Source organism: Cupriavidus sp. UBA2010 (assembly GCF_002335265.1).
In the GTDB taxonomy this organism is placed as follows: domain Bacteria; phylum Pseudomonadota; class Gammaproteobacteria; order Burkholderiales; family Burkholderiaceae; genus Cupriavidus; species Cupriavidus metallidurans.
The window spans coordinates 293,048-315,223 of record NZ_DDCI01000023.1 but is presented as its reverse complement, the minus strand read 5'-3'; the positions used below and the strand labels follow the sequence as shown (position 1 = coordinate 315,223).

Sequence of the window (22,176 nt, the reverse complement as noted above, 5' to 3'; positions counted from 1 at the left end):
CTCCATAATGAAAAACAAGTGAAATCCGGGGCACAAAGCGCAGGCCGGCATGGGGCTGAGCCTGCGTGGGGTCGAACTACTCTGGGGTGACATGGCTTTCAAGGATTCCATCCAGGCCGCGACAGGGGCGGCCATGGCCACGCCTCGCAGGCGCGTGGCCGTACGCGTCGCGGGTGGCGTGGTGGCCGCGCTGGCCGTATTCGGGCTGGCCGGCTATTTCGGTGGGCCACCGCTGATCAAGTATCTGGTGGAGAAAAACGCCACCGAGGCGCTGGGGCGCAAGGTGACACTGGGCGAGGCGCATGTGCGGCCGTTCAGTCTGTCCGCCACAATCAACAACCTGACCATTTACGAGCCCGACGGCAAGACGCCGATGGTGACGCTGGGCGAGGCCGAGGCCAAGACCTCGGCCGCATCGGTCTGGCACCTCGCGCCGGTCATTGATTCCCTTCATGTGGATGCGCTGTCCGTGCATGTCTTGCGCGATGCGAATGGCCGCATGAACTTTGCCGATGTGCAGGAACGCTTTGCCGCGCTGCCGCCGAAGCCGGCCGACGCAAAGCCCGCGCGGTTCTCGGTCAGCAATATCGCGGTGACGAATACCAGCTTCCTCTATGAGGACAAGCTGCTCAATACCGTCCAGCGCGTGGAGAACTTCACGCTGACCCTGCCGTTCCTGTCAAACCTGCCCCACGACGTCACGCTGAACACGGCGCCGAGCCTGTTTGCGAAGATCAATGGGTCGCCGCTGGCGCTGGCTGGCACGATGCAGCCTTTCGCGGACAGCCGTGAAGCAAACCTCAACATCAACCTGGATGGGCTCGAGGTAGCGAAGTACATGGCGTTCGCGCCAAAGCTGAAGGATGCTGAAGTCAAGAGCGGGCTCGTGGATACCCGGCTCAACGTGGGCTTCCGTCAGGAAAAGGACAAGCAGGACCTGTACGTGTCCGGAACCATCGCCCTGCGCGACGCCGACGTGGTGACGCATGCGGGCGCGCCGCTGGTCAAGGCGGGACGGCTGGCGGTCGACCTCGATCGTGTGGAGCCACTGGCCCACAAGGCGCACGTGAAGAGCATCGAACTGGACGGCTTCGGCTTGCTGGCAACCCGCGGTGCCGACGGCACGCTCGATCTGGCGACGGCCTTCCTGCCGGAAGGTATGAAGACGGCGCCGGCCAAGGCTCCCGCAGCCGCACCGGCATCCGCCACGCCGGCCCCGGCCTCGGCGGTTGCCGCTTCGGGCGTGCAGGCGCCGCCCAAGGCCGAAGAGGTGCCATGGTCCTACGCCGTCGACCGCATCGCGATCAAGGACGCGAAACTGGGGTTTGTCGATGCGATTGCGCCCTCGGGGCCGGGCAAGCTGGACATCGGGCCCGTGAATGTCGATATCGCCAATCTGGCCAGCACCGGGGACAAGCCTGCCAAACTCGATGCCACGGTCACGATCGCTGATGGCCAGACCATCAAGCAGTCCGGGGAACTCGACCTCAAGAAGGGCACACTGAACGGCACGCTGGAAACTGCCGGCGTGCGCCCGCAAGGCTTCGCGGCGTGGTGGCCGCACGAGCTGCGCAGCCAGTTTGGTGATACCGGCATCAACGCCGAGCTGAACTACAAGATGGCGTGGTCGCAGCCGGTGTTCCAGTTCACGCTCGAGAAATCCCGGGTTGAGCTGTCACCGCTCTACGTGGCCACGCGCGAGCCTGTCAATCTGCCCGCTTCGGCTGGCAGCGATGATCGCGCGACGAAGGCCGCGAGCCCGGCGCCGAAAGGCCGCGCGGGCCGCGCGCAACGCGGCAACCGCGCTAGCCAGCGCGCGGCGGACACCGAGGGCGCCAATCTGCCGCTGCTCAAGGCTGACAAGCTCGTGCTGGACGACATCCAGCTCGACCTGGCCAAGCAGACGTTCGAAGCGGGGCAGGTATCGCTGGCCAAACCGCAGATCGCGGCAACGCGTGACCATAGCGGCCAACTACTGGAGATGGCGCGGATCTGGGCCGTCGAATCAGCCGAGTCCGCTGGCAAGCGTGCGCGTGCGCCGGCTGCGGCGACGGCCGCGACAAATGGCGGCGGCGCGGGAGCGCCGGGCTGGAAGGTGCGCATTGGCAAGGTGGCGGTGGATGGCGGCTCCGCTCGCCTGGCGGACTATGAGCCGGCCGAGGCCAATCGCGGTCGCCCGGTCATTCACCAGTTCCGCAACATCGGATTCACCAGCGGCACTGTGACCTGGCCGCTCTCGCCGGGGGCGGTGCCGATGAAGCTGCACGCCGAAAGCGGGCGCAAGGGTGTGATGAACATCGACGGACAGGTCACGCCGACCGGTCCGGCCGCGCAATTGCAGCTCGATCTGCGCGAACTCGACATCGCGCCGTTGCAGCCCTACATGGCTGACCGTTTCAACGCTGCGTTGCGCAGCGGGGCGCTGACGCTCAAGGGCAAGGTTGCCTACGAGGCGCCGGCCGGCAAGCCGATAGCGGTGCGATTCAATGGCAACGTGATGGCCGGAAATGTGCGTACGGTGGACCGTGTCACCGGCGACGACTTTCTGCGCTGGCGCTCGCTGGCCGTGAGCGGCATCGACTTCAACATGAACGATGCCAAGGGGCCGCTCCAACTCGGGGTCAACAACGTGGCGTTGTCCGATTTCTACGCCCGGGTGATCCTGAACGCCAATGGCCGGCTGAACCTGCAGGACGTGATGGCGGGTGGCGCGGCAAAGGGCCAGCCAGCGCCGTCGACCAGCCTGACCCAGGCGAATCCGGCTTCGGCACCCGAAGCCAAACCTGAAGCCAAGCCCGAGGCCAAGCCGGAGACGGCGGCGGCCCCCGCGCAGGCAGCGGGGCCCAAGCCGGTTATCCGTCTGGGCGGTGTTTCCATCGACAAGGGGAACATCAACTTCTCGGACTTCTTCATCAAGCCGAATTACTCTGCCAACCTGACTGGCATGAAGGGGTCGATCTCCAAGGTTTCCACGGGGGATCCTACGCCGGCAGATCTGGTGCTGGATGGCCGGCTCGACGATGATGCTCCCGTCAATATCAGCGGCAAGATCAATCCGCTGGGCGAACAGCTCTTCCTCGATATCGCCGCAAAGGCGGACGGCGTAGAACTGACGCGTCTGACGCCTTACGCGGCCAAGTACGCGGGCTACCCGATCACCAAGGGCAAGCTGAACGTCGACGTGGCGTACAAGATCGAGAATGGCAAGCTCGATGCGAAGAACCACCTCTACCTGGACCAGCTCACCTTCGGCGACAAGGTGGACAGCCCCGACGCGGTCAAGGTGCCTGTGCTGCTGGCGGTATCGCTGCTCAAGGACCGCAATGGCGTGATCGACATCAACCTGCCGGTCTCGGGCTCCTTGTCCGATCCGGAGTTCAGCATCGGTGGTGTCATCCTGCGCGTGATCGTCAACCTGCTGGCCAAGGCGATCACCTCGCCGTTCGCGCTGATTGCCCATGCATTTGGCGGCAACGCGGAAGAGCTGGGTTATATCGAGTTCGCGCCGGGTTCTTCCACGTTGACCGACGACGCGCACAAGAAGATCGAGACCATCGGCAAAGCGCTCGCCGACCGTCCTTCGCTCAATCTGGAAATCAGCGGCCGGATCGACCCCGACACCGATGCCGATGGCGCGCGCCGCGTCTGGCTGAACCAGCGTGTCGCCGAAGCCAAGCAGCGCGATCTGCGCCGTTCGGCACAGGCAGGCGCGCAGGCGGAAGAGGGCGAGGGCGGCGAGCAGGGCGCCACGGTCACCGTATCGCCTCAGGAATATCCGAAGTACCTGGAAGCGGTGTACAAGCGCGAGTCGTTCAAGAAGCCCCGCAACTTCATTGGCCTGACCAAGTCGCTGCCGCCGGCCGAGATGGAGAAGCTGCTGCTCGAACATGCGCCAGTGACCGATACGGAACTGCGCGCGTTGGCGGAGCAGCGGGCGTTGACGGTCAAGCAGGCGCTCGAGCGTGATGGCAAGGTGCCCAACGCCCGGCTGTTCCTGACCGCGCCGAAGCTCAACGCGGAAGGGATCAAGGACAAGGGCAAGCCCAACCGTGTCGATTTCTCGATCCGTCAGTGATGGGACGCGTGCCGGCGTTTGAATGAAATGCTCGAACGCCGGCATGGAGACCGTCATCGAAAACCGCGTATCATGCGCCCCGAAACTTGAATAGATATCGGGAGCGAGATGTGCAGCAGGAAGCAGTAGCCTACAAGACTTGGGTTTGCCTGATTTGCGGCTGGGTGTACGACGAGGAACTGGGCTTGCCCGAAGAAGGCATTGCCGCAGGCACACGCTGGGAAGACATCCCGGACGACTGGCGCTGCCCGGAATGCGATGTCGGCAAGGGTGATTTCTCGATGATCGAGATCTGACGTCAGGTCACGGCGCTTCGCGCTGGGTCGCCGATCGACAGATGCCCGCGCGCCGTCGCTTTTGCGCGCAGCGTGTATAGCGCATCCGGTACGGGTGGCTGCAGCGCCACAATGCCGTGCCCACGGTCACGACCAGCAGCGCCACCATCACGGTGGCGAGCATAAGAAGAGACATCGCGCCTCCTTCTCGCCTGCAGCCGCTCGGCCCGTTCTGCCTAGCGGCGTTCTCTCTAACTGGTGTCCTGTTTGATCGCCGATCGCTAGATCAGCAGCGGCAGGGCTTCCAGCACCAATACCCCAAGCAGGACTCCCAGGATCGCGCCGGCGCAACGGCAACTGATACGCAACGCCTTGGCCGCAACTGGAATTGCGCCCATCGCCAACAGGCCGACGAGTGCCATGGGGATCAGAAATACAAGATCGTGCGCCTGTAACTGAAGATGCAGCATGGCGGTCTCCTATCTTGTTTCTTTGTTCTTCCAGTATAGGCAGTGTGTGGCGAATACAAGGCTGTAGTGCTTGGGGTTGTCCCGTACTGTTTGCGTCATGTCATGCTCTGCCAGGTATCTCGCACGAGACTTGGCGCGAAGCCGTTTGTACCGTTGACAGCGCACCCGGACGGTTTCCCACACGGTTTTCCTGTCGTGTCAGCCGTATTGATGACGAGTGTCCTATGCTGGACGCACGGGGTCACCAAAGCAGACTGAAGCAGACTGGAGGGCGCTATGGAACTACATATGCATTCGCACCACTACATGCGTCGCCTGCCGGACTGGACGGCGGCTGCCGTGTCCGGGCTCGCGGCCGGTGCGCTGCTGATCGTGGTGGAGATGTTCTGGTCGACGATGGTGGCCGGCGTTCACCCATGGGGCACCACGCGCATGGTTGCCGCAATCGTGCTCGGGCGCGATGTTCTGGAGAACTCGTTCTTCAGCGTCAGCACGGTCGCCGCAGCGTTGATCATTCACTTCGTGCTCGGCGCGATACTCGGCTGCGTGCTGTGCGCGATCATCGCGCCGTTCCAGCTCGATTCGAGCGTCGGCATGTCGCTACTGGTCGGGGCGGTATTCGGCCTGGTGGTGTACTTGTTCAACTTCTACGTGATGACAAGCGCCTTCCCGTGGTTTGTCGACCAGCGTGGCTGGCATACGCTGGTGGGGCACCTCATCTTCGGGATGGCCATCGCCATCTGCTATTGGAAGCTGGAGTCGCGCGGCGTATCTCGTTAGATACTTGCCGTGGAATCCTGTACCGAATACATCATGTGCTGATGGTCTGATTGCGTCGCGCACTTTGCCACTACACGGGGCCGCGCGTGGCCACGATGGCGGATCGGGAAGTAAGCTTCCCCTCCGCCATTTTTTATCGTGGCCCATGCGCGTCCCGGCGCACCGATCCCGGCACGATGTCGCCTTGCCGTGACCTGAAACGATGCACTAGTCTTAATCCACCTGCGCAGACTGCGCATTCCTCGTGGCTTTTCGTCCGCGCGGAGGAGGGGGTCATGGCGATCGCCATCGCACTCGTCATCATTGTCGTTGCCTCGGTGCTCTTTCATTTCCTGAGCCCCTGGTGGGCGACACCGCTGGCGTCCAACTGGAAACAGATGGACGACACGCTGACCATTACCCTCGTCATCACCGGCCTGTTCTTCGTCGTCATCAACCTGCTAGTCGGATACATCGTCTGGCGTTACCGCCATCGCGCGGGGCATCGCGCTGCCTATGCGCCGGAGAACCCGAAACTGGAGCGTTGGCTGATCGGGCTGACCGCCGTGTGCATCATCGCGTTGCTGGCGCCGGGCCTGATCGTCTACGCGGAGTACGTGCGGCCACCACGCGATGCGATGGTCATGGAGGTGGTGGGGCAGCAGTGGCAATGGGCGTTCCGCTTCCCCGGCAAAAGTGGCCAGCTCGGTACCACGGACCCCCGATTCGTCAGCGGCACAAATCCACTCGGCCTGAATCCCGATGATCCGAACGGACAGGACAACATACTCGTCATGGGGCCGGAGGTACACCTGCCACTGAACCGGCCCATCAAGGTGCTCCTGCGCTCGAAGGACGTCCTGCACGATTTCTATGTGCCACCGTTCCGCGCGCGCATGAACATGGTGCCCGGCATGGTGACGTCGTTCTGGTTCACGCCCACCAAGACCGGCCGCTTCGACATTCTTTGCGCGCAACTCTGCGGTCTGGGCCACTACAACATGCGCGGTCACGTCGTGGTCGAAGACCAGGCCGCCTTCGACGCGTGGCTTGCGAAGCAGCAGACGTTCGCGATGACGCTGGCGAAGGTCGCCGTGCCCACCGCTGTGCCAGTCGAAGGAACCGCTGTGGCGGGCGCGCCGGCTGGCGCCGCCGATCTCGTGGCGCAGGGCCGCGCGCTGGCGCAAAGCAAAGGATGCGTGGGATGCCATAGCGTCGATGGCAGCGTGGGTGTCGGCCCAAGCTGGAAGGGCCTGTACGGCAGCACGCAGACCTTCAGCAACGGCAGCAGCGCGACCGTGGACGATGCGTTCCTGAAGACGGAGATCGAGGACCCGCAGGCCCGCATCGTCAAGGGCTTCGGGCCGGTGATGCCCAAGTTGCCTGTTACCGATGCCGATGTGGTGGCGCTGTCGGCGTATATCCGTTCGCTGGGTGCTGGCGCAACGGGGGCCCCGCAGGCTGGCAAATAGCGGCCCGACGCACAGTCAGAAATCGGAGAGCAAAAGATGGCCTATGCCGATGATGCCGCCCACCACGGCCCACAGAGTTTCTGGACGCGCTACATCTGGAGCCAGGATCACAAGGTGATCGCCGTGCAGTACACGCTGGTCGCCATCGTGGTCGGGCTGATCGGCGTGACGCTGTCGAACCTGATGCGGATGCAACTGGGCTTTCCGGGACGGTTTGATTTCATCGACGCCAATCGCTACTACCAGTTCGTGACGATGCACGGGATGATCATGGTGATCTACCTGCTGACGGCGCTGTTTCTTGGCGGTTTCGGCAATTACCTGATCCCGCTGATGGTCGGCGCGCGCGACATGGTATTCCCATTCCTGAACATGCTCAGCTTCTGGGTCTACTTCCTGTCGGTGCTCGTGCTGCTCGCCAGCTTCTTCGTGCCGGGCGGACCCACCGGCGCGGGCTGGACGCTCTATCCACCGCAGGCGATCCTGCCCGGCACGCCAGGGCATGACTGGGGCATCATCCTGATGCTGGTGTCGCTGCTGATCTTCATCGTGGCGGCTACCATGGGTGGCCTGAATTACGTGACCACGGTGCTGCAGGCGCGTACCGAGGGCATGACGATGCTGCGGATGCCGCTGGCCGTGTGGGGCATCTTCATGGCGACGATTCTCGCACTGCTGGCGTTCCCGGCGCTGTTTGTCTCCGGTGTGATGATGCTGCTCGACAAGACGCTCAGTACCAGCTTCTTCATGCCCGCAGTCGTCTCGATGGGGCAGCAGCTCAACTACAAGGGCGGCAGCCCCCTGCTGTTCCAGCACCTGTTCTGGTTCTTCGGTCATCCCGAGGTTTATATCGTCGCGCTGCCCGCCTTTGGGATCGTCTCCGATCTGATCAGCGTGCATTCGCGCAAGAGCATCTTCGGCTATCGCACGATGGTGTGGGCGATCCTGGCCATCGGTGTGCTGTCGGTGGTGGTGTGGGCGCACCACATGTTCGTGAGTGGCATGAATCCGTACTTCGGCTTCTTCTTCGCCACCACGACGCTGATCATCGCGGTACCCACTGCCATCAAGGTCTACAACTGGGTGATCACGTTGTGGCAGGGCGACATCCATTTCTCGGTGCCGATGCTGTTCGCCATCGCCTTCATCAGCACGTTCGTGATCGGCGGTCTGACGGGCCTGTTCCTCGGTAATGTCAGCGTGGACATCCCGTTGTCGAACACCTACTTCGTCGTGGCGCACTTTCATATGGTGATGGGTGTCTCGCCGATCCTGGTCGTCTTCGGCGGGATCTACCACTGGTATCCGAAGGTCACCGGACGCCTGCTCAACGACACGCTTGGCCGCATTCATTTCTGGATCACGTTCGTCGGCACCTACGCCATCTTCTTTCCGATGCACTACCTCGGTATTCTGGGGATGCCGCGGCGCTATTACGCGTGGCAGGGCTATGACTTCATACCCGAGTCCGCGCACACGCTGAACATGTACATCTCGATCGCAGCGTTCATCGTCGCGGCGGCGCAGTTGCTTTTCATCTTCAACCTCGCGTGGAGCGTGCGGCGTGGGCAGCCGGCAGGCGCCAACCCGTGGCGTGCCGCCTCGCTGGAGTGGCAGACGCCGCAGACGCCGCCGGCGCACGGCAACTGGGGCGCGCATCTTCCAGTGGTCTATCGGTGGGCCTACGCCTACAGCGTGCCGGGCGCGAAGGAGGACTTCATTGCGCAGAATGCGCCGCCAGACGCAGGTGGGAGCGAACCCGAGCCACACGCGAGAAGGGGGGCCGTGGCATGAAAGCCGAATCGTTCGCGGTGGATACGGGTGGCGGCGTCTTCCGGGCTTCACGTGAAGCACCCGGAGGCGGCCCCGCCGGTGGTGACGCCTTGCATGGACATGGGGCACGCACCCCCGGCAGCATAGGGTTGTGGATATTCATGGGCGTGGTCACGGCGCTATTCACCTTGTTTCTGGCCGCCTACGTCATGCGTATGGACAGCCCGGACTGGCAGCGAATTGCACTGCCGTGGCAGGTGTGGTTGTCCACGGTCGTGCTCGCCGCCGCTTGTGTGTCGATGGAGATTGCCAGGCGGGCGGCGCACTCGGGCCGCATGGTGAGAGCACGTCAGGCGTTTCGTCTTGGGGGGATGGGCGCCGTAGGGTTCGTTGGCGTGCAGTTGTGGGCGTGGCAGGCGCTGTACGCGCTTCACGTTGTTCCCGCGAACAATCCAGCGGGCAGCTTCTTCTACCTGCTCACGGCCATGCACGGTCTGCACATGCTTGGCGGGCTGGTGGCCTTCGCGTTTGTGGCGGTGGATCGCGGCAGTGGCACGCGCACGGTGATGCGCATCGGGCTGTGCGCGCGCTATTGGCACTTCCTGCTGGCGGTATGGGTCGTGTTGCTCGGCGCGCTGGGCTGGCTCACGCCGGAGCTCGTCGCGTACATCTGTGGCAGGTCCTGACGGAGAGCGCCCATGCATTCGCAAGTTCCTTCCTCGGCCGGATCGCATCCGGAAGCCTGGAATCCGCCGGGCGGCTTCAGGGGCCTCGTCGCTGATTGGTCATCCGACCAGCGCGCATTCAAGGTGTCCTGGGGCAAGGCGATGATGTGGATTTTCCTGCTGTCCGACACCTTCATCTTCAGTTGCTTCCTGATCGGCTACATGACCGTGCGCATCTCCACCACGGCGCCATGGCCGGACACCAGCAAGGCTTTCGCCGAGAACATCGGCGGTCATACGCTACCGCTGATCCTGATCGCAATCATGACCTTCGTACTGATCACCAGCAGTGGCACGATGGCGATGGCCGTGAACTTCGCCTACCGTCGCGAGCGACGCCCCTGCGGTCTGCTGATGCTGGCGACCGCCGCGCTCGGGGCGACGTTCGTCGGTCTGCAGGCGTTCGAATGGACCACGCTGATCGTGCACGAGGGCGTGCGTCCCTGGGGCAATCCAATGGGCGCTGCGCAGTTCGGCTCCACGTTCTTCATGATCACCGGCTTCCACGGCTTTCACGTGACCTGTGGCGTGATCTACCTGCTGACGATCGCCAGCAAGGTCGTGCGCGGGCACTACGAACCAAGCGGTAACTACCAGGTCGTGGAGATCGCCGGTCTCTACTGGCACTTCGTCGATCTGGTCTGGGTCTTCATCTTCGCGCTGTTCTATCTCTGGTGAGGGCGACCATGGCATCGACACCCATCACTCCGGCCCCCGAAGCGTCCGAGGCGGCCCACGGTGGCCACGGCAAACAGGAACATCCTATCGGCCTGTATCTGAAGGTCTGGGGGCTGCTGTTCGTGCTCTCCACGATGTCCTATCTGGTGGACTACTTCGGGTTCACGGGATACCTGCGCTGGTTCCTGATTCTGCTGCTGATGATCCTGAAGGCCGGCCTGATCGTCAGCGTATTCATGCACATGGCCTGGGAGCGCATGGCGTTGATCTGCGCGATCCTGATCCCGCCGCTGTGCCTGCTCGTGCTGGTATTTCTCATGGCGGCCGAAGCGGATTACACTTTCCTGACTCGCGGCGTGTTTTTTCACTGAAGTCGCATGATGAAATGCGATGAGGGCGCTGCGCAACCCCATCGAGGACTCCGCCGCCCATGCACGCTGCTACCGAAAGCATCCTGATCTACAACCACGGCCGCGATCCCGAGCGGCTGACGATGAAGCTGGCGGCGATCGCAGCCGACCCGTTCGCTTTCTTCCGAGGCACCAACCACCTGTACGCGGCGTCGCTCGAGCGCGAGGCTGGTCTGCTCGATGCGCCTAGCACCTATGTGTGTGGCGATCTCCATGTGGAGAACTTCGGCACGTTCAAGGGCGACAACGGACTCGTGTACTTCGACCTGAACGATTTCGACGATGCCATGTTGGCGCCGCTGACGGTCGATGTCATCCGTATGTTGTCGAGCGTGCTGGTGGCCGGGGAGAGCATTGGCCTGTCGGAAGCCGATGCCCGTACGGCCTGCGCACAGATGCTGTCGGTCTACACGGCGATGTTGCGCGCGGGCAAGCCGCGCTGGCTGGAACGCGCCACCGCGAGCGGTCTGGTGGCGACGCTGCTGCGGCAGGTCAAACGCCGCAAACGCGGCGCGCTGCTGAACGCGCGCACGGAGATGCGTGGCGGGCGGCGGCGTCTGAAGTTCGACGGCCATGCGCTGCGCGCGGACAAGATGCAGCGTGAACGCGCTTCCGAGATTCTGGGGATCTACTCGAAGCAGGAACATCATGGTCATCGCTTCGTGGCAGAAGACTCGGCGCGACGCGTGGCCGGTGTGGGCAGCCTGGGGCTCGAACGCTACGTCGTGCTGGCGCATGAGCGTGACATGTCGGCAAGTCAGCGGCTTATCGATATCAAACGCGCGGCACCGAGCGCCTGGATCGGAATGCGCACACGCGGCCAACCGCGCTGGGGCAGCGATGCGCAACGCGTGGCGACCATCCAGCAGATCATGCAGGCCGCATCGCCCGCACTGTTCTCATACGTGCCGCTGGGCAAGGCCTCGTACCTGGTCAAGAGCTTGCAACCGAGCACCGACCGAGTGAATCTGGAGCACTGCCGCGACAAGACTGTGTTGCAAGACGTGTTCGCCACGATGGCGCGTGCCGCGGCCTCGGCCCATCTGCGTGGCTGTGGCCATCAGGCGGCGGATCGTGTCGAGCAGTTACAGGATTTCGCCGCAGGCGGGCGCTGGCAATCCACCGTGCTGCGGCTGGCAAAGCACGGGCGCGATGTTTCGCTCGCGCAGTGGAAGCAGTTCCGGGAGGACTATGCGAAGGCGCGGGGGAAGAGCGCCTGATCAGGTGACCAGCTGATCGGCTGTTCGGTTGTTCCCCTCTCACATTGCATGTGAGAGGGGAGAACCCAGCGAACTACGCCATCAAACCTGGGTAATAAACTTGGTCACCAGGTAACCGTCGAAGGTTTCCTGGCCACCTTCGCTGCCGATACCCGAATCCTTGATGCCGCCAAACGGGGTCTCGGCCAGCGCCATGCCGAAGTGGTTGATGTTGACCATGCCGGCTTCAAGTCCGTTCGATACCAGGTTGGCCGTCTTCAGAGAGTTGGTGAAGACATACGAGGCCAGGCCGAACGGCAGGCTGTTGGCGCGGCGCAGCACTTCCTCCGCATCCTTGAAGCGCGTGACCGGGGCTACCGGGCCGAACGGTTCATCGACCATCAGCTTGGCATCGTCGGGCAGGTCCGTGACGACGGTTGGCGCGAAGAAGAAGCCCTTGTCGCCGATGCGCGAGCCGCCGGCGACGATCTTGCCGCCGCGATGGCTGGCATCGTCCAGAAACTGCTCCATCGATGCGATGCGGCGCTCATGTGCGAGCGGGCCCATCTGGGTGCCGTCGTCCAGCCCATTGCCGACCTTGATCGAGCCGATGACCTCGGTGAAGCGCGCCAGGAATTTGTCGTAGGCCTTTTCCTGAACATAGAAGCGCGTGGGCGATACGCAAACCTGGCCGGCGTTGCGCAGCTTGAAGCGGGCCAGCATTTCGGCGGCCGGTTCGATGTCTGCGTCGTCAAACACCAGCACGGGCGAGTGACCGCCCAACTCCATCGTCACGCGCTTCATGTGCGCACCGGCCATCGCGGCAAGCTGTTTGCCCACCGGTACCGAGCCGGTGAAGGAGATCTTGCGCACGATCGGCGATTCGATCAGGTAGGTCGAAACTTCGCTCGGCACGCCCCATACGATATTCAGCACGCCCGGGGGCAGGCCTGCATCGTGGAACAGGCGGGCCAGCGCCACCACGGCGCTCGGGGAGTCTTCCGGACCTTTCAGGATCAGCGTGCAGCCGGCGCCCAGCGCAGCCACGATCTTGCGAATGGCCTGGTTGAACGGGAAGTTCCACGGCGTGAACGCGGCGCAGACGCCGATCGGCTCGCGCACCACGATCTGGCGCACCGCCGGATTGCGCGGCGGAATCACGCGGCCGTAGATGCGGCGGCATTCCTCGGCGTGCCATTCGGCATGTTCGGCGCAGATCATCACCTCGCCCACGGCTTCGGCTAGCGGCTTGCCCTGGTCCAGCGTGATGTCGCGGCCGATTTCCTTGGCGCGGGTACGGGTCAGTTCTGCCACGCGGCGCAGGATCTGCGAGCGTTCCAGCGGCGATGTTTTCTTCCAGGTTTCGAAGGCGCGCTGCGCGGCGGCCAGCGCGCGATCCAGGTCGGCAGTAGTAGCGTGCGGCAGCTTGCCGAGCAGTTCCTGCGTCGCCGGATTGATGACGTCCTGCTCGCGGCGGTCGCCTCCCTTGATGAATTCTCCATCGATGTAGAGGGCGAGATCCTGGTACATGCCTGTCTCCTGAAGGAAATGGACGGCGCAGCGAAAGGGGGCGCGCCGCGGGTGGTCGAAGAATGAAAGCGCAAGCTTAACGCTTTGGACGGAAGTCCGCACTGGCAGACTTGCGGGCGATTATCGCCCCGCCACAACTGTCATGTGTCCGGTGGCTGGCATGGTGCCCGGCCAGGGACTAGACTGACAGGTTCGCAACCCTCGCACTGCTGCGGTGCGGAAAAACTGCCCCAATGAAGCCTGACGCCAGACTGACCACCGGCCCGATCGGCCGCACGCTGCTGATGTTCTCGCTGCCGGTGCTTGGCAGCAACATCCTGCAGTCGCTCAACGCCTCGATCAATTCGGTCTGGGTCGGCCGATACCTTGGCGAGGCGGCGCTCACGGCCACGTCGAACGCCAACATCATTCTGTTTTTCCTGCTCGGCGTGGTGTTCGGGATCAGCATGGCCAATACGATCATGATCGGCCAGGCAGTCGGCGGGCGCGACATCGACGAGGCGCGACGCGTGGTGGGCACCAGCACCACGTTCTTCGTCGGCCTGTCGGTGCTGGCCGCCGTGCTGGGCTATGTCTTCACGCCGCACATCCTGGCCGCGATGCATACGCCGGACGATGCCACGCCGCTGGCCATCATCTATCTGCGCATCATTTTCATCGCGCTGCCGTTCATGTATTTCTACAACTTCGTGATGATGACGCTGCGCGGCGCGGGTGACTCGCGCACGCCGTTCTACTTCATGTTGCTGTCGGTGGTGCTGGACGTTGTGCTGAATCCCGTACTGATCTTCGGGGTGGGCCCGATTCCTCCGCTTGGCATCGCGGGCTCGGCGCTGGCCACACTGATCGCGCAACTGACCAGCCTGGCGGCGATGATCGGGTTGCTGTACCGGCGCCGGCACTTCCTGCTGCTGCACCGGGAGCAACTTGCGCTGCTCCGGCCAGACATGGCTATCCTGCGCGCGCTGGTGATGAAGGGGTTGCCGATGGGATTGCAGATGGTGGTGATCTCGTCGTCGGCCATCGTGATGATGTCGCTGGTCAATACGTACGGCTCGCGGACGACCGCGGCCTACGGTGTGGCATCGCAGCTCTGGACCTATGTGCAGATGCCGGCCCTGGCGGTTGGCGCCAGTGTGTCATCGATGGTCGCGCAGAACGTGGGAGCGGGATTGTGGGTGCGCGTGGCGCGTGTCACGCAGGTTGGCATGCTCTTCAACGTGTTGATGACCGGCGCGCTGGTGGCGCTGGTCTATGCGTTCAATCGCCACTCGCTTGGCCTGTTCCTGGGGGATGACAGCGTCGCGATTGAGATCGCGCAGCACATCAACAACGTGGTGCTGTGGTCGTTCATCCTGTTCGGCTTCACCATTGTCGTGTTCGGCGCCGTGCGTGCCACGGGCGCCGTCATGGCGCCGCTGGTCATTCTGTTCGTGTCGATGTGGCTGATCCGCCTGCCGTTCGCGTGGCTGCTCGGGCCGCACATCGGCGCCGAATCGATCTGGTGGAGTTTCCCGCTCGGCTCGGTGGTATCGGTGCTGCTTGCGCTCGGCTATTACCGCTACGGTAACTGGCGCCGCAGTCATATCCTGCCGGTCGCGCCACATCCGGAAGCGGTGGGGAATGCACCCGACACCAGCATGGGCGTGCCATGCGAGGATGCCGATGCGGGCGCGGAAGCCGACGCAGAGGCCAACGCGGAAGTCGCGCGACAACCTTCCTAATGCATCCAGACAGGTTTCTGAATGTATGGATGAGAGACATTTGATCGTGTCACTCACGCACCGCCCCGCGGTGTAAGCAAGTCGAAAGCTGCGCGGCACCCTCTGCCGCGCAGTGCCGCGCCAATCCACACTATTCCCTTTCAAACACCTTTCCACCACGTCTTTCATTTAACTTTCAGTTGTGGTTTTGGTTTCCAACTTAATACGTCACAACGTGATGGAAACGAAAAAACGACGCGTGCGCTGAAGATTGGGGGATACCCTAAACCCCAGACAAATGAAAGGAGCCTGAAAGTTCCCGACTCTACTGTTCGCTGCGATGAACGTGTCGAAGTTGATACGTTCGCCGTGGAGATGCCCCAGAGCCGGTGTGTCGCACGGTGCCGCAATTCACAACCTTGAGGAGAATCGTTTTGCGCATACGCAGCCAAAAGGACTTTGCCTCCGGCCTGATGTTTATTCTGGTCGGTCTTGGCTTTTCCTTCGTCGCGCGCGGCTACAGCATGGGGACGGCCGCCAAGATGGGCCCCGGATACTTTCCGTTCCTGCTTGGCCTGGTACTGGCCATCCTGGGCGCGCTGGTGTTGATGGGGTCGTTGTCGTCGAAGGGTGAGGAAGATCAACTTGCCCGCTGGGATCTGAAGACGCTTCTGTGGATTCTGGGTTCCGTCGTGCTGTTCGGCCTGTTGCTCAAGCCGCTCGGCATGGTGCTGTCGGTGTTCGTGCTGGTGATGGTGTCGTCGATGGCCAGCCATGAGTTCAGCTGGAAGGGTGCCCTGCTTAACAGCGTGGTGCTCGTGCTGATCGCCCTGGGCGCCTTCGTGTACGGCATCAACCTGCAGATGCCGGTCTGGCCTGCCTTCATTACCGGCTAAGGAGTCGCCCGAAATGGAATTGTTTGACCATCTTGCCCTGGGCTTCTCCACGGCATTGTCGCTGCAAAACCTCGCGTACGCGTTCCTGGGCTGCGTGCTCGGGACGCTGATCGGCGTGCTTCCGGGCCTTGGGCCTCTGGCAACCATCGCCATGCTGCTGCCGGTGACGTACTCGCTGCCGCCGGTGGCAGCGCTGATCATGCTGGCCGGTATCTACTACGGCGCGCAGTATGGCGGTTCGACCACCGCTATTCTGGTGAACCTGCCGGGCGAATCGTCGTCGGTGGTGACCACGATCGACGGCTATCAGATGGCACGTCGTGGCCGCGCTGGTGTGGCGCTGGCTACTGCAGGCCTTGGTTCGTTCTTCGCTGGCTGCGTGGCCACGCTGATCCTGGCTGCGTTCGCTACGCCGCTGTCGGAACTGGCGTTCAAGTTCGGTCCCGCCGAGTACTTCTCGCTGATGGTGCTGGGCCTGATCGGCGCCGTGGTGCTGGCTTCGGGCTCGCTGCCGAAGGCCGTGGCGATGATCGTGCTGGGTCTGCTGATGGGCCTGATCGGTACCGACGTGAACTCGGGCGCCGCGCGCTTCTCGTTCGACGTACCTGAACTGACCGACGGCATCGACTTCGTGGCACTGGCCATGGGTATGTTCGGCTTCGCGGAAATCATCGCGAACCTGGAGCAGAAGGAAGCCCGTGAGACGTTCACGAACAAGGTCACGAACCTGTGGCCGACCAAGGAGGACTTCAGGCGCATGATTCCGGCAGTGCTGCGTGGCACGGCGCTGGGTTCAGCACTGGGTATCCTGCCGGGTGGCGGTGCTGCGCTGGCTTCGTTTGCGGCCTACTCGCTGGAAAAGAAGACGTCGAAGTACGCTCACGAGTTCGGCAAGGGTGCGATCGAAGGCGTGGCAGGTCCGGAATCGGCCAACAACGCCGCTGCCCAGACCTCGTTCATCCCGCTGCTGACGCTGGGCATTCCGCCCAACGCCGTGATGGCGCTGATGGTCGGTGCGATGACGATCCACAACATCCAGCCTGGTCCGCAGGTGATGAGCAGCAACCCCGCGCTGTTCTGGGGCCTGATCGCTTCGATGTGGATCGGCAACCTGATGCTGATCATCCTGAACCTGCCGATGATCGGCGTGTGGGTGAAGCTGCTGACCGTGCCGTATCGCTTCCTCTACCCGGCGATTCTGGTCTTCTGCTGCATCGGCGTGTACTCGGTGAACAACCAGACGTTCGACGTGTTCATGGCTGCTGCCTTCGGCGTGATCGGTTATCTGTTCCTGAAGCTGAAGTGCGAACCCGCACCGCTGCTGCTGGGCTTCGTGCTCGGACCGATGATGGAAGAGAACTTCCGCCGCTCGCTGCTGCTGTCGCGTGGTGACTTCACCGTGTTCGTGACGCGTCCGCTGTCGATGGGCCTGCTGATTGCTGCTGCCGCACTGGTGGCCGTGGTGGCACTGCCGTCGATCAAGGCGAAGCGCGAAGAAGCGTTCCAGGAAGAGTAATTCTGACGACAAGCGCCGGCGCCATGCCGGCGCGAGCCGAGTAAGCTTGCGGGGGTGCCAAAAGCGCCCCCGTTTCTTTGAAGCACTGATAGGACTGCCCGACTGCGCTGCAGTCATGGGCTGCGCACGATGATTCGATTCTCCGCACCGCTAGTTGCGTTGCCTGCGCCCATGAAAACGCCATCGCTCGATCGTATCGTTTCCAGGCTTTATATCCTCCGGCTTGTCCAGGCCAGTCCATCCACGGTATTCAACCTGATGGAGCGGCTGCGCGAGCGAGGCATCGACAAGAATATCCGCGCGCTGCGCCCAATCCTGCGTAGCCTGTTGATGGCGCGATCCATTACCGCCGAACTTGTCGAGGGAAACGGCCGCGTCTACAGCATCACGGATGCGGGACGGGCCGAACTGGACGCCTACCTCGCACATCTCAACGTCCTTCAGGACGACATGAGCGAGACAGCCGAATAAACCAATGCAAATGCCGGTACGCCGCCTGGAATGAGGCGTGGTACCGGCATCGTCATGTCTGCATTGTCGTTATCGGGGTTCCACGAACGAAGCACTCAACAAGGCCGCTGGCTTTGTTCGCGAGAGATGAGATGCGTGTCGGCGCGCAGCATGAAAATGCGCCGGTGCAGCGTCTCGATGGAAACGCTGCACCGGCGCCGGGGTGGCAACTATGCTAGTGCGTCAGAGCTTTTCAAATGTGGCGTTCAGCTTGACCCTGTCGACGATTCTGTCGCCGGCACCGCTGACGGCATGCACGTCGAGCAGCTTTACGGCGTCTGTCATCGTGTAGCGGCCGGCCGGCAACGCGGTGTTGTCGTTGGCATGAACCCAGATATAGAGGTGCTGTAGTCTGTCCTTGAGCAATTCCGGCTCGGTCCAATAGTTTGCCGGGCTCAGGCGATAGCCATCGGCGGTCGTATTGACGGCGCGCGAAGCCCGGAATACCACGACGCGTTGATTGCCGTCCGGTCCCTTCATCATTACTTCAAGCCGCATTGGCGCGTCCTTGGGGTTCCCAACGGGAGTCGTCAGACCGAGCGAGGGCCGCCCGGCGACGAAATACAGTTGCGACTCGTCATCCGGATGCCAGGCGATATCGATACTCTCTGTCTCGCATGTCTGAGTCGTGCATAGCTTGCTTACCATTGCCGTACGCGCTTCTTGCCGGGAATCACCGCCCCGAGTCACGACCGCAGGCATTGAGGTGGGTACCGTGATGGCCTGGGTAGACAGCAGTGTGTCAGAGGGGGACAGTCCGCGGGGACCGTTTTCCACGTACGGGTGCTGCAAGCGGTACAAGGATACTTCGACAGGCTTGTCGGCAATCGGAAGGTTGAACGAGAAATAGTATGCGCGGTCCTTGCTAGGCAGTTCTTTTGGGATGATGAAGATCCGGTGGCTGCCATCCGCGTAGCGGACCCGTGCCGCGTACCTTGCCCCTCTGTAGCTGATGGAAGTCGTGCCGATTTCCTCCAGGGCAAAGGTGTTCCCGCTGGCCGCGAACAACGGCGGGAAGAGCATGCTGGCGCCCGGACTCTCGCTGGATGTCAGCGAGCCGATCACGGTAGCCACCGGAATGCCCATACGATCCGGTTTCAACTGCAACGCCGCACCTTTCCAGTTTGGCGCGACGGGAGCGTAAGTTCGTGTCGTGTCATCCCAAAGATAGTAACCAGGGTTTCCGGCCACGGTCCGCAGCGTTGGTGTTGACTCCAGCAGCTGCTGGATCGCGCGCGTGTTGCTGTTTGTATAAGGAGAGAAGCAGCTCTGACTGTCGGCAGGCTCTTTATAGTCGTTGATTTCCTTGTGGTAGAACTGAGGATCAATCCGGCCGCGCAGTGGCTTGTCTGACGACCGAATGGTAAAGCCATCGGTGGCCGCATACCACGTTCTGAATACGCCTCGCGCGGTATCGAATGGCTGCGGGTGCGAGGCTGCCCATATGAGACCATCGGGATACTCGCCTCCGAACTCCAAGGGTTGCCCTTCAACGAATGGGGTCAAGCCTACGACTCTGCCTAGTGCATGGTTCATCTCACCGCCACATTCCCTGTTCCATCGGATCTGAGCCCAGCCAGGACGGGCGATATCAACGCTGAAGGCGCTCTGGAGATTTCCGTCGCGGTCCTTATAGCGTCCTTGAGAAAGGGTGGCTCCATAAGCAAGCGGCGACGACTGATTGAGCATGTCGTAGGGGTCGGCGGCCTGCAAACCGCGTCCGGTGTTTGCCTTGTCCACCATGATGTTCGCGGCCCACGCTGTGTGGTGGGTTGGACGGACCCCAGAGATCGGTATCTGCCTCAGTGAATCAAACCTCCTTGGGGGATTTGGGGAGTCCATCATAATGACGCTGTTCCAGCGTGCAGGCAGGTAGTCCACGATGGATATCCTGCTTACCGGCATGCGGGCGTGGATTTCGTCAGCGAGCTTGTCCGAATCGAGGGTATCGGCATTGGAATCAGGATCCTCCCAGAACAGCACCTTGGTTCGTGTGTATGTGAGTTCCGATGGAGCCGCCAGCGGGGGAAGGCTATTCGTGACGCGGTATGCGTAGATCTGTTTTACCTCGTGGCGCAGCTCGTCATAGCCAACGGTTAGTTGGACACCGGACTTCATCCACCCAGTGGGCATCTGCGTGCTCCACGCCTGTGTGCTGTAGCGTGGCAAGGTGTCCTGGGTAATCCTGTCTTCCGCATAGCCATTCAGGTCGGCGGGCTTCTTCAGGAAGAGACGTCCCATCGATACGCCGTTCAGCATTGCTTCGACAAATACTTCTTGGTCATTGCTGATGGGCTTGGTTGGCGTAAACAGCAGGAGCGTGCTGCGGCCTTCGACCAGGTGTGGTGCGATACGCGTTTCGTTCTGCCTCACGACACTGGTTTGCCCGTATTCGAGCGCGCCGGCCAAGTCGAAAGTCGTGCGTGGGTATCCAGGTGTTGGTGTTGGTGTTGGCGTTGGTGTTGGCGTTGGCGTTGGCGTTGGTGTTGGCGTCGGGGTTGGCGCAGGTTGCGTGCTGCCCGATGACGGGCCGCTGTCTCCACCGCCGCCACATCCGGCCAGCGCCGCAAGGGCCAAAGCCGATGCGGCTGCAATGCGAAGGAGTTCCGTGCGCGGCCGGCGAAGCGTTGAGGCCCTGGAAACGGGTGATGCTGAAGCGAAGTTTCGTGAAAGATGGTTGTATGTCATTTCATTGCTCGCGTGTATTGGGTGTAAATAATTTTGTTTTTGTCATTTATTATTTACGGTTGAGTTTAATGATTAACTTCACCAATAATTTTAGCTGGGCAGTGATAATGTTATGGTGCTCTTTTTTGCTTTGGAGCAAGTGAGTCTATTATTATGATTTTTGGCGCAAATACTATTTACACGATGCGTTGATATTGATAATTAGCGCGCGAGGAAAAATATCGATTTGAGCGGGATAGGTCGCCTTGGCATTCAAAGGCGGCGCACAATGCGGGGGAAAGGAGGGGGCCAAGAAATATCCGGTGCGGCATCGTGTCGGGCCATCCGCCGGGGAAACGGGGCGATGGCTCGCGGACGCATCGGCATTGCGATGCGTGTCAAGGCGTTGACTTGTTGTGTCCCAGGCGAGGATTTACCTTGGCTTCGGCGATGGAAGCCAAGAACTGGAAACCCGGGAGCAGAAGATTCTGAACTACGCCATCACTACCTGGTTTCGTCCATTACGCTTGGCCTGATAGAGGCCCGCATCGGCAGCCTCGATCAGCCGGCTGAAATCGGCATCGCTTCCCGGTACGATCACCGCGCCGCCGATACTGACCGTGACAAATCCGCCGGTTGGGGAGCAGGCATGCGGAATGCGCAGCGTCTCGATCGCGCGCCTGACCTTCTCGGCCAGCAGTCGCGCGCCGCCGGGCGACGTGGCCGGCAGGATCATCGAGAATTCCTCGCCGCCGAAGCGCGCGGGCAGGTCCGCCGGCCGCGCGCAGTTCTCGCGAATCACGGTGGCCACGCGGCGCAGTACCTCGTCGCCGGCCACGTGGCCGTAGGTATCGTTGTAGCCCTTGAATGCGTCGACATCGATCATCAGTAGCGCAAGCTGAGTCTGTTCGCGCTGGGCGCGTTTCCATTCCGCGCCCAGGTACTCGTCGAAGTAGCGCCGGTTCGACAGGGACGTCAGTCCGTCGGAATTGGTTAGCCGCTGCAGTTCCAGGTTGGTCTCGAGCAATTGCTGCTGGCTTTGGCGCAGCGCCCGATATGCCTCGTCACGCTGCAGCAGGTTCAGATAGGAGCGAGAGTGGTAGCGGATACGCGCGATCAGCTCGATCGAATCCGGCAGCTTGACCAGATAGTCGTTGGCGCCGGCCGCGAAAGCCGCGCTCTTCATGGTGGGCTCTTCCTTCGTCGACAGCACGATGATCGGAATATCACGCGTGGTGGCGTTTTCGCGGTAGCGGCGCACCAGCGTCAGCCCGTCGGTGCCGGGCATGACCAGATCCTGCAGGATCACGGTGGGCTTGGTACGCTCGGCCACCGCCACGGCCTCCTCGGGCTGCGAGCAATAGTGGAAGTCGATATCGGATTCGCTGGCCAGCGCGCGCCGGATAGCCTCGCCGATGATGGCCTGATCGTCGACCAGCAGCACCATCGCCGGGTATTCATGGGTGGCCGCCGCATCGGCCGATTTGATTTGTCTGGGCATTATTCGCCTCCTGTTCT

The 22,176-nt window shown here is 62.1% G+C and carries 19 protein-coding genes; 14 read left to right on the top strand and 5 right to left on the bottom strand.

The window, feature by feature from the left end:
* The first annotated feature begins 49 nt into the window (after positions 1 to 49).
* The gene (locus B2246_RS19090; RefSeq protein WP_286962648.1) at positions 50 to 4,075 is read left to right on the top strand and encodes a DUF748 domain-containing protein; all 4,026 of its coding nucleotides are present in this window, start codon (positions 50 to 52) and stop codon (positions 4,073 to 4,075) included.
* Between the two features lie 110 nt (positions 4,076 to 4,185).
* Entirely contained in the window at positions 4,186 to 4,371 is a 186-nt protein-coding gene (locus B2246_RS19085; protein ID WP_008644636.1) for a rubredoxin, read from the top strand.
* Positions 4,372 to 4,378: 7 nt separating this feature from the next.
* Here the strand turns inward: B2246_RS19085 and B2246_RS19080 are convergent, their stop codons facing one another.
* Together B2246_RS19080 and B2246_RS19075 are read right to left on the bottom strand one after the other, a co-directional pair.
* The gene (locus B2246_RS19080) at positions 4,379 to 4,546 is read right to left on the bottom strand and encodes a hypothetical protein (protein ID WP_155714372.1); all 168 of its coding nucleotides are present in this window, start codon (positions 4,544 to 4,546) and stop codon (positions 4,379 to 4,381) included.
* A gap of 85 nt (positions 4,547 to 4,631) precedes the next feature.
* A complete protein-coding gene (locus B2246_RS19075; RefSeq protein ID WP_008644630.1) occupies positions 4,632 to 4,820 on the bottom strand; it encodes a hypothetical protein in 189 nt (62 codons plus the stop codon).
* A gap of 276 nt (positions 4,821 to 5,096) precedes the next feature.
* On the opposite strand from B2246_RS19075, the gene B2246_RS19070 reads away from it, so the two are divergent.
* The 7 genes from B2246_RS19070 (at position 5,097) to B2246_RS19040 (ending at position 11,857) form a co-directional block, all read left to right on the top strand.
* On the top strand, positions 5,097 to 5,600 hold the full coding sequence (locus tag B2246_RS19070) for a membrane protein (RefSeq protein WP_035883124.1): 504 nt from the start codon (positions 5,097 to 5,099) through the stop codon (positions 5,598 to 5,600).
* Positions 5,601 to 5,875: 275 nt separating this feature from the next.
* Positions 5,876 to 7,051 (top strand): cytochrome c oxidase subunit II, encoded by a 1,176-nt coding sequence (locus B2246_RS19065; RefSeq protein WP_008644626.1) that lies wholly within the window; start codon positions 5,876 to 5,878, stop codon positions 7,049 to 7,051.
* Between the two features lie 36 nt (positions 7,052 to 7,087).
* Positions 7,088 to 8,845, top strand: coding sequence for a cytochrome c oxidase subunit I (gene ctaD, locus B2246_RS19060; RefSeq protein ID WP_008644623.1), 1,758 nt, complete (start codon positions 7,088 to 7,090; stop codon positions 8,843 to 8,845).
* Positions 8,842 to 9,510 (top strand): cytochrome c oxidase subunit 3, encoded by a 669-nt coding sequence (locus B2246_RS19055; protein WP_035883129.1) that lies wholly within the window; start codon positions 8,842 to 8,844, stop codon positions 9,508 to 9,510. Before ctaD ends, B2246_RS19055 begins: the two co-directional genes overlap by 4 nt.
* A 12-nt stretch (positions 9,511 to 9,522) precedes the next feature.
* On the top strand, positions 9,523 to 10,227 hold the full coding sequence (locus B2246_RS19050; RefSeq protein ID WP_008644619.1) for a heme-copper oxidase subunit III family protein: 705 nt from the start codon (positions 9,523 to 9,525) through the stop codon (positions 10,225 to 10,227).
* Between the two features lie 8 nt (positions 10,228 to 10,235).
* On the top strand, positions 10,236 to 10,598 hold the full coding sequence (locus B2246_RS19045; protein ID WP_008644617.1) for a cytochrome C oxidase subunit IV family protein: 363 nt from the start codon (positions 10,236 to 10,238) through the stop codon (positions 10,596 to 10,598).
* A gap of 59 nt (positions 10,599 to 10,657) precedes the next feature.
* Positions 10,658 to 11,857 (top strand): DUF2252 domain-containing protein, encoded by a 1,200-nt coding sequence (locus B2246_RS19040; protein WP_286882598.1) that lies wholly within the window; start codon positions 10,658 to 10,660, stop codon positions 11,855 to 11,857.
* An 81-nt stretch (positions 11,858 to 11,938) separates the two neighbouring features.
* Here B2246_RS19040 and B2246_RS19035 read toward each other — a convergent pair whose 3' ends face one another.
* Complete coding sequence (locus B2246_RS19035) at positions 11,939 to 13,366, bottom strand: NAD-dependent succinate-semialdehyde dehydrogenase (protein WP_008644613.1); 1,428 nt, start codon at positions 13,364 to 13,366, stop codon at positions 11,939 to 11,941.
* Positions 13,367 to 13,599: 233 nt separating this feature from the next.
* Between B2246_RS19035 and B2246_RS19030 the strand changes: the two genes are divergently transcribed.
* From B2246_RS19030 to B2246_RS19015, 4 genes are all read left to right on the top strand, one after another.
* Positions 13,600 to 15,090 (top strand): MATE family efflux transporter, encoded by a 1,491-nt coding sequence (locus tag B2246_RS19030; RefSeq protein WP_286882597.1) that lies wholly within the window; start codon positions 13,600 to 13,602, stop codon positions 15,088 to 15,090.
* Positions 15,091 to 15,503: 413 nt separating this feature from the next.
* Positions 15,504 to 15,965, top strand: a complete 462-nt coding sequence (locus B2246_RS19025; protein ID WP_008644611.1) for a tripartite tricarboxylate transporter TctB family protein — start codon at positions 15,504 to 15,506, stop codon at positions 15,963 to 15,965.
* A gap of 13 nt (positions 15,966 to 15,978) precedes the next feature.
* Complete coding sequence (locus tag B2246_RS19020; protein ID WP_011518471.1) at positions 15,979 to 17,481, top strand: tripartite tricarboxylate transporter permease; 1,503 nt, start codon at positions 15,979 to 15,981, stop codon at positions 17,479 to 17,481.
* 171 nt (positions 17,482 to 17,652) lie between these two features.
* Entirely contained in the window at positions 17,653 to 17,952 is a 300-nt protein-coding gene (locus tag B2246_RS19015) for a PadR family transcriptional regulator (protein ID WP_008651813.1), read from the top strand.
* 222 nt (positions 17,953 to 18,174) lie between these two features.
* On the opposite strand, the gene B2246_RS19010 is transcribed toward B2246_RS19015, so the two are convergent.
* Positions 18,175 to 20,400: a TagA domain-containing protein gene (locus B2246_RS19010; protein ID WP_286882596.1), complete on the bottom strand. Its 2,226-nt coding sequence runs from the start codon at positions 20,398 to 20,400 to the stop codon at positions 18,175 to 18,177.
* Between the two features lie 14 nt (positions 20,401 to 20,414).
* Here B2246_RS19010 and B2246_RS19005 point away from each other — a divergent pair, with 14 nt between their 5' ends.
* Complete coding sequence (locus B2246_RS19005) at positions 20,415 to 20,822, top strand: hypothetical protein (protein WP_286882595.1); 408 nt, start codon at positions 20,415 to 20,417, stop codon at positions 20,820 to 20,822.
* A 329-nt stretch (positions 20,823 to 21,151) separates the two neighbouring features.
* On the opposite strand, the gene B2246_RS19000 is transcribed toward B2246_RS19005, so the two are convergent.
* The gene (locus B2246_RS19000) at positions 21,152 to 22,159 is read right to left on the bottom strand and encodes a response regulator (protein ID WP_008651811.1); all 1,008 of its coding nucleotides are present in this window, start codon (positions 22,157 to 22,159) and stop codon (positions 21,152 to 21,154) included.
* Positions 22,160 to 22,176 lie beyond the last annotated feature (17 nt).